The following is a 16,070-nucleotide window of genomic DNA, read 5'->3' as shown; positions in this document are numbered from 1 at the left end:
GGCGTCAATTGCCCGTCATTCGGCGGTGATAGTCCTCCAGCTGCGCGACTTCGTCGCGCGAGCCGAGCATGACAGCGATCCTTTGATGATGACTCGTTGGCGGCTCATCGAGTATCCGATTGCGCCCGCTGGTCGCGGCCCCTCCGGCGTTTTCGACAATGAGCGCCATCGGATTGGCCTCGTAGAGCAGGCGCAGTTTGCCGCCGGTGTCGCGGTTGGCCGCGTCCACCGGATAAAGAAAGACCCCGCCACGCATCAGGATCCGGTGGACATCAGCGACCATCGAGGCCGTCCAGCGCATGTTGAAGTCACGTCCCCGCGGCCCTCTGCGCCCGGCCAGGCAGTCATCCACATAGGCACGAACGGGCTCGTCCCAGTGATGGTAGCGCGAGGCATTGATCGCAAATTCCGACGTCTCCGCCGGGATCGTCAGACCGGGATGTGTCAGGCGAAAGTCGCCGGTTCGGTCATCGTAGGAAAACCCGTTCACGCCCGCGCCCGTGGTCAGCACCAGCATGGCCGAGGGCCCGTAAATGGCATATCCCGCGCAGATCTGCCGGGTGCCGGGTTTCAGGACATCTGATGCGTTTTCGCTATCGACCTGGCAGATCGAAAAGATCGAGCCGACCGAGAGATTGACATCAAGATTGGATGACCCGTCGAGCGGATCGTAGAACAGCAGGAAATCGCCCGCTTCCGGCTCCTTGAGCCATGTGATCTCTTCGCGTTCCTCGCTGACCAGGGCGGCCAGCCGCCTGGAGCTGGCGCAAATCCGTTCGAACGTCTCATCGGCGGCCACGTCAAGTTTCTTCTGCGCTTCGCCCTGTACGTTGACCTCGCCCGCGGTGCCGGTCAAACCGTCAAAGACCGCATATCTGACCTGATTGCCGATGGCCCGGCAGGCCGAGGCGATATCCTCGATCAGAAACACAAGCTCTGGGTCCGGTCCTTCGGTGCCGGAGGGATGCGTCAGAAACTGACGGAGTGACGGTAAATACCTGTCAGACATGTCTCAATACTCCATCGTCGCGCGAACCGCGCGTTTCCATGCGGTAAATTTCTTGTCTCGCGCTATGTCGCTCATGGCCGGTTCAAAGCGGCGATCCAGTTCCCAGGATTTCGCGAATTCATCCTGCGCCGGATAGAGGCCGGCATGTTGCCCGGCCAACCATGCGGCGCCCATTGCCGTTGTTTCCAGAACCTTTGGGCGATCCACCGGCGCGTCGATGATATCGGCCAGGTACTGCATGGTGAAACCGGAGGCGCTCATGCCGCCATCCACGCGGAGAACCGTTTGCATCTCGTCACCGATATCGGCCCGCATCGCTTCGAGCAGGTCGCGCGTCTGGCAGCCGACGCTCTCCAGCGCGGCGCGGGACAGTTCGGCCGGCCCGGAGTTACGCGTCAGGCCAAAGATCGCGCCGCGGCATTCCGCGTGCCAATAGGGAGCGCCCAAACCGGTGAATGCCGGAACAAGAACAAGCTCCTGCGCCGGGTCCGCCTGTTGCGCCAGGGTCTGGGTCTCTTTTGCATCGCCGATCACCTTCAACCCGTCCCGCAACCATTGGACGACAGCGCCCGCGATAAAGATCGACCCTTCAAGCGCATAGGTCGGCGTGCCGTCCAACTGATAGGCGATTGTGGTCAGCAGACGGTTGTTCGACCGGATGGGAACGTCACCGGTGTTAAGCAGGGCGAAGCATCCCGTGCCATAGGTCGATTTGAGCATCCCGGGTTTGAAACATGCCTGGCCGACTGTTGCCGCCTGCTGGTCGCCGGCAATGCCGGAAATCGAAATTGGACAGCCGAAAAGACCGCTCTGCGTTTCACCGAAATCTGAGGCCGAATCCCGCACTTCGGGGAGCAGGGACATGGGAATGCCAAGCCGGTCACAGATGCTTTTCGACCACCGCCCCTTGCGGATGTCATAGAGCATCGTGCGCGCCGCGTTTGTGGCGTCCGTGACGTGCCGCTGTCCGCCTGTGAGGTTCCAGACAAGCCAGGTATCGACCGTTCCAAAGGCCAGTTCACCGGCGTCGGCCCTCGCCCGGGCGCCTTCGACATTGTCGAGCAGCCAGGCCAGTTTCGTGCCCGAGAAATACGGATCAAGCAGCAGCCCGGTGCGGTCGGTGACCGTGTCCTCGAACCCGTCAGCCTTGAGAGACCGGCACATTTCCGAGGTCCGCCGGTCCTGCCAGACGATCGCGTTGTGGATCGGCTTGCCGGTTTTTCGATCCCAGAGCAGCGTCGTTTCGCGCTGATTTGTGATGCCGATGGCAATGATGTCGCTGGCCTGAATGCCTGCCTTCTCGATTGCCGCGCGACAGGTGGTCACCGTCGAAGACCAGAGGTCCGCCGGATCGTGTTCGACCCAGCCGCTATCCGGAAAATGCTGGGTGAATTCCTGCTGGGCACTGGCAACAGGGGCCAGGCTGCTGTCGAACAGGATCGCACGGGTCGATGTCGTCCCCTGATCAATGGCCAATACATGAGTCATGACCGCCTCTCCTCAAAGCGATTCAGGTTGTGCCGTGATGGCGCAGTTCAGATTCGGAAAATTTTTGGAGGTGGCCGGGGCCCCGAAAGGCCCCGACCAGGGAGGTAGACTTATTGCCAGGACTGGATCAGCTCGTCATAAGCGATCGTCTTGGGCTCTTCGTCCTCGTTCTGGATCTTCGCATAAGGCGCGCCGTCCTGGCTCAGCCAATGCTCGGGGTCCATTTCCTCGTTCATCTTCGGGCCAATGTCGCCCTGGACACCTGCGCGCTCGAGACGCTCCAACACGCGCTCCTGGTCGGCACAGAGCGAATCCAGTGCTTCCTGCGGTATCTTTGCACCCGACATGGCGTCACCAATATTCTGCCACCAGAGCTGTGCCAGCTTCGGATAGTCAGGAACGTTGGTGCCGGTGGGCGACCACTGGACACGCGCCGGCGAGCGGTAGAATTCGACCAGGCCGCCCAGCTTGTCCGCACGTTCGGTAAAGCTGTCATGCTGGATGGTCGATTCGCGGATAAATGTCAGGCCAACATGGCTTTTCTTCACATCCACGGTTTTCGAGGTCACGAACTGGGCATAGAGCCAGGCCGCCTTGGCGCGATCGACCGGGGTCGATTTCATCAGTGTCCACGAACCGGCGTCCTGATAGCCGACTTTCTGGCCTTCTTTCCAGTAGACACCATGGGGCGACGGAGCCATGCGCCATTTCGGTGTGCCGTCTTCGTTCATTACCGGCAGGCCGGGTTCCACCGTGGCGGCGGTAAAGGCCGTGTACCAGAACATCTGCTGGGCAATATTTCCTTGCGCAGGGATCGGGCCAGCTTCGGAGAAGGTCATACCGGCAGCGGCAGGAGGCGAGTATTTCTCAAGCCACTCGATGGCCTTGGTGACAGCGTAGACTGCCGCAGGTGCGTTGGTTGCCCCGCCGCGGGACACGCAGGACCCAACCGGCTGGCTGTTCTCGTTTACGCGGATACCCCACTCGTCGACCGGCAGACCGTTCGGCTCGCCCACATCGCCCATACCGGCCATCGACATCCAGGCGTCGGTGTAACGCCAGCCCAGCGACGGGTCTTTCTTGCCATAGTCCATGTTGCCAAAGACTTCGCCTTCGACATCCAAGTGGCTGAGATCGCGGCCGGTGAAGAATTCGGCGATGTCCTCGTAAGCGGACCAATTGACCGGAACACCCAGATCATAACCGTATTCCGCCTTAAAGTCGGTCTTGTTTTTCTCGTCATTGAACCAGTCGTAGCGGAACCAGTAAAGGTTCGCGAACTGCTGGTCGGGCAGCTGATAAACCTTGCCATCAGGCCCGGTGGTGAAGCTCAAACCGATAAAATCGTCGATATCAAGCTTCGGATTGGTGACGTCGGCACCTTCGCCCGCCATCCAGTCTGTCAGGTTTCGCGCCTGCTGATAGCGCCAGTGGGTGCCGATCAGGTCCGAGTCGTTGATGTAGCCGTCATAGATGTTTTCACCTGATTGCATCTGAGTCTGGAGCTTCTCGACCACGTCGCCTTCACCAATCAGGTCGTGGGTGACCTGGATGCCCGTGATGGCCGTGAAGGCCGGGGCCAGGACCTGGCTTTCGTATTCGTGTGTGGTGATCGTTTCCGACACCACCTTGATGTCCATGCCGGCGAAAGGCGTTGCGGCATCGACAAACCATTGCATCTCAGCTTCTTGCTCTTCGCGCGTCAGTGTGGACAGATCGCCGATCTCCGAGTCGAGGAATTCCCTCGCCTCGTCCATACCGGCGATTGCCGGTGCGGTCACAAGGCTGAGCGCCAAGGCAATAGCCGTCGTTGACTTGAATGTAAGGTTCATTTGAGTCCTCCCGTTTAGAACCATATCAGCGAGGAGATTGATTGCTTGACCGGGGCTCCTCTTTCCCCCGGCCAGGGCCTCTTGACTATACCCAGCGAAAAACCGCCGCGGCATAGATCAGGCAAACTACCAACGCGTAGGGTTGATTGGCGCCGATCAATCCAAGCCAGGCCAGGTTGATGAAGGCCGAGCCAAGAAGCGTGATAAAGAGCCGGTCACCCCGAGTCGTCTCTATTCTGAGAATGCCGATTTTCGGCGTTTCAGGAAGTCTGATTGCGAGGATCGTGAAGACGATCAGAGTGCAGGCGATGATGCCGAAGAAAATAGCTGTCGGCCATGTCCATGCCATCCATTCCATGAGTTTATCCTCTCGTTTTCAGGTTTATACGCGGCCCAGGGCAAAGCCCTTGGCGATGTAGTTACGAACGAAGTAGATCACTAGCGCACCCGGCACGATCGTAAGAACCCCGGCAGCGGCCAGAACACCCCAGTCAACACCGGCGGCCCCCTGCGTCCGCGTCATGATTGCAGCGATTGGTTTTGCATCGACCGAGGTCAGCGTTCGCGATAGCAGCAGTTCCACCCAGGAGAACATGAAGCAGAAGAAGGCTGCGACACCGATCCCGCTGGCAATCAGGGGCGTGAAGATCTTGATGAAGAATCCGCCGAAACTGTAACCGTCGATATAGGCGGTCTCGTCGATCTCCTTGGGTACGCCACGCATGAACCCTTCGAGGATCCAGACCGCGAGCGGCACATTGAACAGACAGTGCGCCAGGGCCACGGCGATATGCGTGTCAAACAGCCCGACCGAACTGTAAAGCTGAAAGAAGGGCAGGGCGAAGACTGCGGGCGGCGCCATGCGGTTGGTCAGCAGCCAGAAGAACAGGTGCTTGTCACCCAGGAAATGGTAACGGCTGAAAGCGTAGGCAGCAGGCAGGGCCACCGCAAGGCTGATCACCGTATTCATGACCACGTAGATAAGCGAATTGACGTAGCCCAGATACCAGGCAGGATCACTGAAAATTGTAATGTAATTCGCCAGTGTCAGGTTATCCGGCCAGAGCGTGAAAGTGTTCAGGATCTCTGTATTCGTCTTCAGGCTCATGTTGAGCAGCCAGTAGATCGGCAGCAGCAGGAACACGAGGTAGAGTGTCATCACAACGGCCGATCCGTTCGGACGGAACTTGCGGCGAACCCTGGCGGTACTGCGGGTTTCGGTCACCTTGCCGGGAAGGCTTGCGGCGCCGGGCGCAGAGGCATGTGTATCAGTCGGCATTGCTCAGCCCTCCCGTTTGTCGAGGTTGGTCATCACGGTGTAGAACACCCAACTGATGAGAAGGATTACGAGGAAATACATGATCGAGAAGGCCGCCGCGGGTCCGAGATCGAACTGGCCAAGGGCCATCTTCACAAGGTCGATCGACAGAAGCGTGGTCGCATTGCCGGGTCCACCCCCGGTGACGACGAAAGGCTCGGTATAGATCATGAAACTATCCATGAAGCGCAGCAGGATCGCGATCATCAGCACGCCCATCATCTTGGGTAATTCGATGAAACGGAACACTTTCCAGCGCGAGGCCTGGTCGATCTTGGCAGCCTGGTAATAGGCGTCGGGGATCGATTTCAGCCCGGCATAGGCCAGCAGTGCCACCAGTGACGTCCAGTGCCACACATCCATCACGATGATCGTGATCCAGGCGGCAAGGATATCCTGCGTGTAGTTATACGAGATGCCAAGCGCATTGAGCGTATAGCCAAGAAGCCCGATATCCACGCGGCCGAAGATCTGCCAGATTGTGCCGACCACGTTCCACGGAATGAGCAGCGGCAAGGACATCAGGATGAGGCAGAAGCTTGCCCAGAAACCTGATTTCGGCATGTTGAGAGCCACAAAGATGCCAAGGGGTATCTCGATTGCCAGGATGATCGCCGAGAACATGATCTGACGCCCAAGAGCATCCCACATCCGGTCGGATTCGAGCATTTCGGCAAACCATTCGAGGCCGGCCCAGAAAAACTCGTTATTCCCGAACGTGTCCTGCACCGAATAGTTCACCACCGTCATCAGCGGGATCACCGCCGAAAAGGCGACCAGAACCAGCACCGGCAGGACAAGAAACCAGGCCTTTTGATTGACTGTTTTTTCCATCACGCAGCCTCCCCTGCCGCGCGCCAATCATTGGCGTAGACGTTGACGTAATTCGTGTCGAAACTGACACGGTTCATATCGGTGCTGACATATTCATCCTCGTCAGCGATGACGTTGATTTCATGACCGGAAAGTTCGGCGCGGATGATCTTGTGCCGCCCGACATCCTCGATACGGACAATGTTCACCGGCAGGCCTTCGGTCTGGGAAAGGCGTGCGAATTCGGGCCGAACGCCGATCTCGACCTTGCCGTCGAGGTTTTTGTAGGCCCGGCCAAGCGTGATCTGCGACCCTTCGATATGCGCCGTCTGGCCGTCGATTCTGGCCGGCAGCACATTCATTCCGGGCGAACCGATGAAATAGCCGACAAAGGTGTGTTCGGGCGTCTGGAACAATTCTTCGGGCGTTCCGATCTGCACGACCCGGCCGTCATACATGACGACAACCTTGTCGGCAAAAGTCAGCGCTTCGGTCTGGTCATGGGTAACGTAGATCATCGTATGACCGAAATCGTTGTGCAGTTTCTTGAGTTGGGTTCGAAGTTCCCACTTCATATGCGGGTCGATCACGGTGAGCGGTTCATCGAAAAGCAGCGCGTTCACGTCCTTACGCACCATGCCGCGACCAAGCGAGATTTTCTGCTTTGCATCCGCCGTCAACCCGCGCGCCTTGCGATCAAGCATATGCTCCATGCCGATCATCGCCCCTATTTCCTGTACCCGTTCGGACACATAAGCCTCATCTCGGCCACGGTTGCGCAGCGGGAACGCCAGATTGTCGCGTACGGTCATGGTGTCGTAGACGACTGGGAACTGGAACACCTGGGCGATGTTGCGCTCGGCTGTTGGCGCATCGGTCACGTCGCGGTCGTTGAACAGGATACGCCCCTGGCTGGGCCGCAACAGGCCCGAGATGATGTTGAGCAAGGTCGACTTTCCGCAGCCGGAAGACCCGAGAAGCGCATAGGCTTCACCATCAGCCCAGTCGTGATTCAGTTCCTTCAGCGCGAAATCATCCTCGCTGCCAGGATTTGGCAGGTAGGAATGCGCGAGGTTATCGAGCGTGATTTTTGCCATGTCTCCTCCTCCTCTCAGACAGCTACAGCATAGGCGGCGGGCGCGATGAGCTTGCCGTCCTCGTCAAAAACGTAGACGTGGCGCGGATCGAGCCAGACATCCAGACGGTCGCCCAACCGCAGATCATGCACACCGTGGATCAGACCAACCCAACGCTCGTCGAAGTGATCGAGGTGGATGAAGGTCTCGGACCCTGTAAGTTCGGTCACCGACAATTTGGCGACGAACTGCATCGCATCCTCGGAATGTTTTTCTATTTCCAGGTGGTTCGGGCGAAATCCGGCCGTGTAGCGGCCATCCGGCAGTTTCGCCAGCGGCCCGCTGGCTGTGGCCTGCTGACCCTCGCCGAACTGCAATTCGTCACCGGCTTTCCGTATGTTCAGGAAGTTCATCGGCGGATCGGAAAAGACCCGCGCCGTTGTGGCGTCAACCGGCTGGCGGTACACTTCGGGTGTCGGCCCGAATTGCGAGATGCGGCCTTCCCAGAGCGTCGCGACGTTTCCGCCAAGCAGCAACGCCTCTTCGGGCTCGGTCGTGGCATACACAAAGATCGACCCCGACGCTTCGAAGATCTTCGGGATCTCGACACGCAGTTCCTCGCGCAGTTTGTAATCGAGGTTTGCAAGCGGTTCATCAAGCAGAACCAGGCCGGCATTCTTGACAAGTGCCCGTGCCAGCGCACAACGCTGCTGTTGTCCGCCCGAAAGCTCCAGCGGCTTGCGTTCAAGCATCGGCGTCAGTTTCATCAATTCGGCGGTCTCGCGCACGCGACGATCGATTTCCTTCGCATCGACGCCCATAAGCTTCATCGGAGAGGCGATGTTGTCATAGACGGACATCGACGGGTAGTTGATGAATTGCTGGTAAACCATGGCCACCTTTCGGTCCTGCACACGCATTCCCGTCACGTCCTGACCTTCCCAGAAGATCTGGCCCGTATTCGGCGTGTCGAGACCCGCCATGAGACGCATAAGTGACGTCTTGCCTGACGAGGTGGGGCCAAGCAGCACGTTCATCGTGCCGTTTTTCAGGGTCAGGTCAGTCGTGTGAATATGCGTCTGCCCGTCCACAGATTTGGATACGCCTTTCAATTCCAGCGTCATTGCGGGTCTCCTCCTTATTCCGCCGCAGTGGACGCAGACTGGCGGCGCGCCGCCATCCAGTTGTCCAGTCGTTCGATGTTCTTACGGTCCAGCCTCAGACCGAGCTTGTTGCGCCGCCAGACCACATCCTCGGCCGTGCGTGCGTATTCATTGTCCATCAGCCAAGCCACTTCCCTCTCGGTCAATGTCGCGCCGAAATTCAGGCCCAGATCATCCGCTGACACGGCATCCCCCAAAATTGACGCCGCCTCGGTGCCATAGGCGCGGACCAGCCGACGGGCCCAGAACGCATCGAGGAAAGCGTACTGGGAGAGCAGCTGGCTCACCAGCCGGTCAAATCCGTCCACCGGGAAATCGCCGCCCGGCAACGACGCCTTCGCCGTCCACGGGCCTTTGGGCACAGTCAAATGCTGGCCGATTTTCTCCAGCGCGCTTTCGGCCAATCTGCGATAGGTGGTGATCTTTCCGCCGAACACATTGAGAACCGGGGCACCGCCATCCGCATCGACACGCAAGGTGTAATCGCGGGTGGCCGCCGTCGCGCTTGACGCGCCATCGTGATAAAGCGGGCGAACCCCGGAATAGGTCCAGATGACATCGTCTTCGCTGAGCTGTTGCGCGAAATACTGGTTCGCAAAGTCGATAAGGTATTTCTGTTCCTCGGCGGTGCATTCCGGCCGGGCCGACAGATCCGTATGCTCGTTATCCGTCGTTCCAATAAGCGTGAAGTCGGTTTCGTAGGGAATGGCGAAAATAATGCGCCCGTCCGCGCCCTGGAAGAAATAGCACTTGTCGTGATCAAAGAGTTTGCCCGTGACAATATGCGAGCCGCGCACAAGCCTTACGCCGTCGCGCGATTTGATCTGCATCCTGTTTTGAATGATGTCGCCCACCCAGGGGCCACCGGCGTTCACAAGCATGCGCGCATAATGCGGCTGCGTCGGGTCGCCGTCCGTGCTCTGTGTTTCGATGCGCCATAACCCGTCTTCACGCGTGGCCGAAATGACTTTGGTGCGCGTCATGATCCTTGCGCCCCGAGCCTCTGCATCACGGGCATTGAGAATGACAAGCCGCGCATCCTCGACCCAGCAATCGGAATACTCGTAGGCCTTCCTGAACCGGTCCTGAAGCGGCTTGCCTTCCGGAGACCCCTCAAGCGAAAGGGTAACGGTTCCTGGCAGGATCTTGCGGCCTCCCAGATGATCGTACATGAACAGGCCCAGGCGTATAAGCCACGCGGGCCGCTGCCCCCGCATCCACGGCATGAGGGTGCTGAGCAGCCTGGACGTTGGTGTCGAGGCCTCAAAGCGCGAGTTCGGGTCATAGGGCAAGACAAACCGCATCGGCCAACTGATATGAGGCATCGCCCGCAGCAACGTCTCGCGTTCGGCAAGCGCCTCACGCACCAATCTGAATTCGAAATATTCCAGATACCGCAAGCCGCCATGGAACAGTTTGGTCGACGAGGACGACGTTGCCGAGGCAAGATCGTTCATTTCAGCCAGAGTGACCGACAGCCCCCGGCCCGCCGCATCACGGGCAATACCGCATCCGTTGATGCCGCCGCCAACAATGAAGAGATCGGTTGTTCTATTGTCTGGTGAGTGTGCCAACCGATTCTGCCCCCTCCCCCGGCGACTTCGCTCAAAAAATGCCAATAAAAGAAAATTTTCGCAATACCTTTTTATTCGTTTTTATGCGTTAATCGTAAAACACTATAAATATTGAGAAATTCCGCCTCAGATTTGCGTTCTTTGTCGGTTGTATGTCATTTCTCGAAACATATTGTTTGTTTTTTGGCCAGAAAGTTCGATATAGTGCGCTAAGTGAGAGCTTGGCGACCAAAAGAAAGAACGCGAACTCCGTGTCACAAACATTCCGATACCCTGAGATTCTCGAAATCGCTCGTCGTGAAGGGAAAGTGACGGTAGAGGGCCTGGCATCGCACTTTGGCGTGACTCTTCAGACCATACGGCGCGATCTTTCTGATCTTGCGGAAACCGGGCGCCTTGAACGCGTGCATGGTGGCGCGGTCCTGCCGTCGAACACAACCAATATTCACTATCAGGAACGTCGATCGCTCAATGCAGCGGAGAAATCTGCAATTGCGAGGGCGTGTGCGGCCCGCATTCCGAATGGGCTGTCTATTTTCCTGAACATTGGGACATCGACCGAAGCTGTCGCACTTGAATTGTTGCAGCACCACAATCTTATGGTCGTGACCAATAACATGAATGTTGCGAGTATTTTAGCGGGCAATCAGGATTGCGAGATCATCGTCACCGGGGGCCACCTCCGCCGTTCCGATGGTGGATTGGTCGGCAATTTGGCGGAGGCAACCATACGGCAGTTCAAGTTCGATCTCGCGGTTATTGGCTGCTCCGCGCTGGATAAAGATGGAGATCTTCTCGATTTCGACATCCAGGAGGTTGGCGTAACACAGGCCATTCTGAAATTTTCTCGCAAAACCTTTCTAGTCGCGGATCATACTAAATTTTCTAGAAATGCACCTGCGAGGATAGCCTCCTTATCGAAGTTGGACGCGTTCTTTACCGACAAGAAATTACCTCGCGAACTTGAAGAGTTATGTTCTGCTTGGGCAACAGAGGTCGTCTTGGCAACCGATGGACCGAAAGCACTATAGAAATTTGGTCAGATAGAGAAGCTGCAGGCGCGTTTTTCGACCTTTGCGATAACTAGGAAGAAAGAAACTTGAGATGGCCTATACTAATAATGCCAATCTAGTTATCTTCTAAACAACAACAAATTCACAACTAATCTCATGCGGCACCCCAAGCTTTCGAATCTTTTGACCGACGTCGAATTAGAAATAATGAATGAATTGTGGTCGATGCCACCAGCCACGGTTACTGACGTATTAGACCACCTGCCAGCAAAGCGAAAACGGGCATATAATTCCCTAGCAACGATGCTGAAAATTCTGCGTGATAAGGGGTTTGTGGAAAGCGTCAAAAATGGAAGATGTTTGACCTACTCTACAACGTTATCTCGAGAGGAATACCAATCTAGGGCCCTACTTCACCTCTTGGAAAATCTCTTTGAATCCAAACCACTCTCTATAATAGAACAACTGACTAACCTTGGGTTTGTCGATAATTCGCAATTATCCCAATTCCTAACCGATAACTCTTGAGTGCTTGGGTTTCATCAGTTTCTTAATTGAGATTGTACACCAGCATTCACGTTACTATAACCTTTGGTTATACGCATTTAGCATGCGCATATTTGGCGCGGAATAACATAAGCATATCCTCTCTGCACTGGGAGTGAGCCATGCCCCCGTCACCGGTCAGAAAACCCACCAATCTTACGCTCGATTGAGAATTGTTGTCGGACGCCAAGGCTTTAAACGTGAACCTGTCTCGCGCCGCAGAAGAAGGTGTACGCGCAGCGGTCATCCGGGCACGCGAGGAGCAATGGCGTGCTGAGAACGCAGCGGCGCTTGAAAGCTCGAATACGTTTGTCGAAAAACACGGCTTGCCGCTTGATCGTTTCCGCCAGTTCTGATGGCAAAGTTTGACGTCTATCCCGGGACTGAGAGCGAAACCCTTCTGCTTGATGTCCAGGTTGATTTGCTCGATGCTCTATAGCGAACTCTACTAACCGAGGCGTGACCAGATATAGTAGGGTAGGGGAGGGACCAGGGGGTATCACGCTCCGCACGCAATCAAGTGATGGCAGACGCAGACGAATTACAATCCGGGCCGCATCTTTGCGCTAGGCTAAAGGCGCCCGAGCGAAGTGTGCAATCACTTTTCATCGTGGAAGGCGCTCAAAGAGCACCATATGATGTGCTCACTGCTCGTTCCTCCACACCATCTTGCTTTGTTCTACAAATGTTCTATATTGAATGATAAGCAATATGAGGAGAGATTCCCATGTCAGCAAACCAGCCACAGAGTTCATTTTTCCAAGTCAGACAAATGACTACTACCGGGTTCCGGCAACCGACAAACAGATCACTTTTGCCAAGCAAATCTCACGACGGATTGGCGTCGCGCTACCGCGGGACGCGCAGCAGGACCGCTACGCGCTGTCGCGCTGGATAGGCGCGCACAAGATCACAAAACCAGCGGGCCAGTTTTCAAACCATCCGTCTTCGAAGCAGGTTGGCTTTGCCGAGCGGATCGCCCGGATGAAACGCCGCGACATCCCCCAGGAATGCTTTCGGGACTGCACGGTGATGTCAAAATGGATTGACGCCAACCGGAAAATTTAACGGTTCAGGCTGCCAAAAAACTCATAAGGTAGACCCTGCAAATCAGCTCTTGGCTTAACATAACCTATATTACGCGTTTTTTACAAGCAGCTGTTTTTTCTTATTAAATTAGCATAGTATCGAAGTTCCGATCATTCTTTTTGCTCGCGAGTTCAAAAACCCAACAAGTTGAAAAGCCGTCATTCAACGGCTTTAGTTTAGTTTCTTGGTGTCCGGTTTTCCGCGCGCCACAACATGTTCAAAGACCTCTTGACGCTCTTCGGAGCTAACCCCGTGATAGGCCGCAATCAGTTCCGTAGCATCACCTTCGAAAGTGTAGATTTCTTCTTCTGAATTCTGTTCTATCGGAACAACTTTCAGACCCTCAAAGAAATACGTCACAGGCACATCAAGAGCTTCAGCCAATTTAAAGAGCTTTGAGGCCTCGACCCTATCTAACCCCAGTTCGTATCGTTTGATTTGAAGAACCGTACATCCAATGAACTGGCCAAGAGACAATTCCGAAACCCCCAACAGCAATCGTCGCAAGTGAATACGGTTGCCGACATGTGTATCGATAAACTGACCCATTTAGACTTTCTAAACCATTGGCTGCTCAGGTGGCATCGAATTGAACTCGTGGCTGAAAGTTCTAAACCTGCGGGGTCGTTCTGGAAATAGGCAAGATTACCGAGCCGCTTCTGTAGCAAGCTTATTGTGAGAATCCTAGAAATGAACTCTCCATCGCCTTAGAGCCGCCGCACAACTTTGAGACGCTACTGCTTGGATGTGGTCTTGTTTTGAAGAGTGTTCGAGTTTGTGATTGCGGCTGCATCCACCGGGGCTGAAATGTCTAGTTTGAGCCCAGACTCACCGATGCTGCGGGGCGCGCGAATGTCGGCTTTCGTCCGGCGCGTCGCACCATGATGGAGTTAGTCAGCTTCCACCAAGTCACTCCGGGCATCGCGGATGATCATCCACGACGAATGCAGGAAAAGCCCCGCGATCGCGAACGCGACGATCAGGTCGGGCCATGCACTGCCAAGCCACGCGACCAGCCCGGCGGCGATGACCACGGCGAGGTTGCCGATGGCGTCGTTGCGAGAGAACAGCCAGACGGCTCGCATATTGGCATCACCCTTGCGGTGCTTTAGCAGCGGCAGCACCGCGAGGATGTTTACGATCAGCGCACCTACCGCGAAGGCTCCCATCAACCCGGCTTCTGGCGTGGTCTGGTTGAGGACACGCCAGAGCGTGCTGCCGACAACGCCAAGGCCCAGAAGGCCCAGAAACACGCCTTGGATCATCGCCGACCGCGCCCGCCATGTCAGGCTCCAGCCGATGGCGAGCAGGCCCAGAAACGTGATCGCACCATCGCCCAGAAAATCGAGCGCGTCTGCCTTCAGCGCCTGCGAACCGGACAGGAACCCGCCGAACATTTCGACCACGCCGTATCCGAGATTGAGCGCGACCACGATCCAGAGCGCGCGGCGATAGCTCGGGTCCTTGTAGGCCGGATCGGACGATGTATCGCCGTCCTCGATCTTCTCGAAACCGTAGCCGGTCGCGTCGAGCGCGGGCCGCACTTTCGGCAGATCGCCGTCCGCGATCCGCAATGTCATGATGTGGGTGGCGGCGGACACTTTCACGTCGCCTTCGGCCACGCCCGCAGACCGGGCCGCGCGCTCGATCTCGGCGGCATCTTTCGCGCAGTCCATGCCTTGCACCCGCATTCGGATCGGGGAGGAGGCTGTCGCCAACTTGCTGTTATCGGGCTGGCTCATGTGCGATCCTTTTTGTGGTGGCGGGCGAAAAGGTACGCTGCTAACGTATCAGTGGATAATGATATGACAGCGCAAAACATTCAAGACGATCTTTCGGCACCCGATACACTGGAACTGCGGGCAAAGCTCTTCCGGGGCCTAAGCGATCCCAGCCGTCTGACGATCCTCGATGCGCTGGTGTCGGACGAACGCAACGTGCAGGAAATCGTCGGGCATACGGGTTTGGGTCAGCCCAACGTCTCGAACCATCTGCGCTGTCTGCTGGAATGCGGGCTGGTCAGTCGCCGCAGCAAAGGCCGCTTCGTTCGGTATCGTCTGGCGGACAGGCGGGTCGCCGATCTCATCCGTGATGCAGATCAGCTACTTGCCTCGACAGCCAACGGAGTTGATGCCTGCCAAAGCTATACGGACTAACCGGCGCGACCTGCTGCAATGTCCTATCGGTGCGCCAAACCTGAAGCAGCCATCTGCGCATCCGCAGCGAATGCACCCTTTGTCCGCTCTAGGGACCTTGGCGCCGTCAGCAGCGAACGACCGGTATTTGAGTAGCTCAGCACGCTCAAATCTCTGCAGTTTGATGGCAACGCTGTCTTTGTCGGCGCTAGTAGTTCACCTGTTCAAAGCCGTAGTTGCCCTCGTAGTCACGCCAATCGACGAAGACCGATCGATGATTGATACCGGGGCAATTCTGGCCCCATCGTTCGAGACCAACATGGTCGGCGGGTAGGGCGGTTATGGAAGACCTCTGCCAGGCGAAGTCACCTTGGATGCCATAAGTGCCGAGGACCACGATGGCGCTACGGTTGCAGTCGCCGTCACGTCCAGATTCGTGCTGCCGCGCATACCGGACATCAAAGACGCGGATGGACCGCACGAAATTGAATTCAGGGCCGCTGATATCGATGTCCGCGCGGTCCTGAACGAGCCGGAGAGCCCAGTCCGTGGTAACAAGGAAATCTGGGGCTTCTGGAATGCGCCAAGCAGCCTCATTTAGGTCAGCGGTATCGCGCGCAGGAAAAGATTGCCGCGGTCGAATGCTGTTGTTTTGGAAGAACGCTTCGAAGATGCGGCCTTCACTATTTGATGTCGGAGAGGACTCATATGACGCGCCCATGGGACAGCGCCAGATTTGAAGCGGAGGTTCCACCGGCCAAGGCGTAATTCGCCGGATGAATTCGGCTCGAGCTCTGGCGCATGGCACGGAAGCAGGCCAGCCGCCAGACAGGCACAGGAGGATCGCGCAATCGATCGGGTATGTCTGCGCGCGGGCGGGTACCGGCAGCGAATAGCTTGACACAGTCAAAGCGACTGCGGCCGAGGGGAGGAGCTTCTTGAATAGATGACGCATGCTGAGGACCCTCTGTGACAGGGTTCATCATACATATGATAATATACTATCGCAACACT

The 16,070-nt window shown here is 56.7% G+C and carries 16 protein-coding genes; 4 read left to right on the top strand and 12 right to left on the bottom strand.

The window, feature by feature from the left end:
• Positions 1-4 precede the first annotated feature (4 nt).
• The 9 genes from AAFO92_RS15505 to glpD all read right to left on the bottom strand — a co-directional run bounded on the left by AAFO92_RS15505 (position 5) and on the right by glpD (position 10,273).
• On the bottom strand, positions 5-1,009 hold the full coding sequence (locus AAFO92_RS15505) for a class 1 fructose-bisphosphatase (RefSeq protein ID WP_347536572.1): 1,005 nt from the start codon (positions 1,007-1,009) through the stop codon (positions 5-7).
• Positions 1,010-1,012: 3 nt separating this feature from the next.
• On the bottom strand, positions 1,013-2,497 hold the full coding sequence (gene glpK / locus AAFO92_RS15500) for a glycerol kinase GlpK (RefSeq protein WP_347536570.1): 1,485 nt from the start codon (positions 2,495-2,497) through the stop codon (positions 1,013-1,015).
• 110 nt (positions 2,498-2,607) lie between these two features.
• A complete protein-coding gene (locus AAFO92_RS15495; protein WP_347536568.1) occupies positions 2,608-4,329 on the bottom strand; it encodes an ABC transporter substrate-binding protein in 1,722 nt (573 codons plus the stop codon).
• A gap of 85 nt (positions 4,330-4,414) precedes the next feature.
• Positions 4,415-4,687, bottom strand: a complete 273-nt coding sequence (locus tag AAFO92_RS15490) for a DUF2160 domain-containing protein (RefSeq protein WP_347536567.1) — start codon at positions 4,685-4,687, stop codon at positions 4,415-4,417.
• Positions 4,688-4,711: 24 nt separating this feature from the next.
• Positions 4,712-5,608: a carbohydrate ABC transporter permease gene (locus AAFO92_RS15485; protein ID WP_347536565.1), complete on the bottom strand. Its 897-nt coding sequence runs from the start codon at positions 5,606-5,608 to the stop codon at positions 4,712-4,714.
• A gap of 3 nt (positions 5,609-5,611) precedes the next feature.
• The gene (locus AAFO92_RS15480) at positions 5,612-6,481 is read right to left on the bottom strand and encodes a sugar ABC transporter permease (protein WP_347536563.1); all 870 of its coding nucleotides are present in this window, start codon (positions 6,479-6,481) and stop codon (positions 5,612-5,614) included.
• On the bottom strand, positions 6,481-7,557 hold the full coding sequence (locus AAFO92_RS15475; RefSeq protein WP_347536561.1) for an ABC transporter ATP-binding protein: 1,077 nt from the start codon (positions 7,555-7,557) through the stop codon (positions 6,481-6,483). The genes AAFO92_RS15480 and AAFO92_RS15475 overlap by 1 nt, the downstream gene beginning before the upstream one ends.
• A 14-nt stretch (positions 7,558-7,571) precedes the next feature.
• The gene (locus AAFO92_RS15470; protein ID WP_347536559.1) at positions 7,572-8,660 is read right to left on the bottom strand and encodes an ABC transporter ATP-binding protein; all 1,089 of its coding nucleotides are present in this window, start codon (positions 8,658-8,660) and stop codon (positions 7,572-7,574) included.
• A gap of 14 nt (positions 8,661-8,674) precedes the next feature.
• Positions 8,675-10,273 (bottom strand): glycerol-3-phosphate dehydrogenase, encoded by a 1,599-nt coding sequence (glpD, locus tag AAFO92_RS15465; protein WP_347536557.1) that lies wholly within the window; start codon positions 10,271-10,273, stop codon positions 8,675-8,677.
• A gap of 251 nt (positions 10,274-10,524) precedes the next feature.
• Here glpD and AAFO92_RS15460 point away from each other — a divergent pair, with 251 nt between their 5' ends.
• The 3 genes from AAFO92_RS15460 (at position 10,525) to AAFO92_RS15450 (ending at position 12,900) form a co-directional block, all read left to right on the top strand.
• Entirely contained in the window at positions 10,525-11,304 is a 780-nt protein-coding gene (locus AAFO92_RS15460; protein ID WP_347536555.1) for a DeoR/GlpR family DNA-binding transcription regulator, read from the top strand.
• A gap of 704 nt (positions 11,305-12,008) precedes the next feature.
• On the top strand, positions 12,009-12,188 hold the full coding sequence (locus AAFO92_RS15455; protein WP_347536553.1) for a type II toxin-antitoxin system CcdA family antitoxin: 180 nt from the start codon (positions 12,009-12,011) through the stop codon (positions 12,186-12,188).
• Between the two features lie 355 nt (positions 12,189-12,543).
• Entirely contained in the window at positions 12,544-12,900 is a 357-nt protein-coding gene (locus tag AAFO92_RS15450; RefSeq protein ID WP_347536551.1) for a hypothetical protein, read from the top strand.
• A 192-nt stretch (positions 12,901-13,092) separates the two neighbouring features.
• Here AAFO92_RS15450 and AAFO92_RS15445 read toward each other — a convergent pair whose 3' ends face one another.
• The gene (locus tag AAFO92_RS15445) at positions 13,093-13,470 is read right to left on the bottom strand and encodes a helix-turn-helix domain-containing protein (RefSeq protein WP_347536549.1); all 378 of its coding nucleotides are present in this window, start codon (positions 13,468-13,470) and stop codon (positions 13,093-13,095) included.
• Positions 13,471-13,811: 341 nt separating this feature from the next.
• The gene (locus tag AAFO92_RS15440) at positions 13,812-14,663 is read right to left on the bottom strand and encodes a cation diffusion facilitator family transporter (protein ID WP_007803328.1); all 852 of its coding nucleotides are present in this window, start codon (positions 14,661-14,663) and stop codon (positions 13,812-13,814) included.
• Positions 14,664-14,726: 63 nt separating this feature from the next.
• Between AAFO92_RS15440 and AAFO92_RS15435 the strand changes: the two genes are divergently transcribed.
• Positions 14,727-15,077, top strand: a complete 351-nt coding sequence (locus tag AAFO92_RS15435) for a metalloregulator ArsR/SmtB family transcription factor (RefSeq protein WP_007803330.1) — start codon at positions 14,727-14,729, stop codon at positions 15,075-15,077.
• A 187-nt stretch (positions 15,078-15,264) separates the two neighbouring features.
• Here AAFO92_RS15435 and AAFO92_RS15430 read toward each other — a convergent pair whose 3' ends face one another.
• Positions 15,265-16,011, bottom strand: coding sequence for a hypothetical protein (locus AAFO92_RS15430; RefSeq protein WP_347536545.1), 747 nt, complete (start codon positions 16,009-16,011; stop codon positions 15,265-15,267).
• Positions 16,012-16,070 lie beyond the last annotated feature (59 nt).

It is taken from the genome of Roseovarius sp. CAU 1744, from assembly GCF_039839345.1.
In the GTDB taxonomy this organism is placed as follows: Bacteria; Pseudomonadota; Alphaproteobacteria; order Rhodobacterales; family Rhodobacteraceae; genus Roseovarius.
Note: the sequence above shows the minus strand (reverse complement) of the source record. Positions and strands in the feature narration are given on the sequence as shown.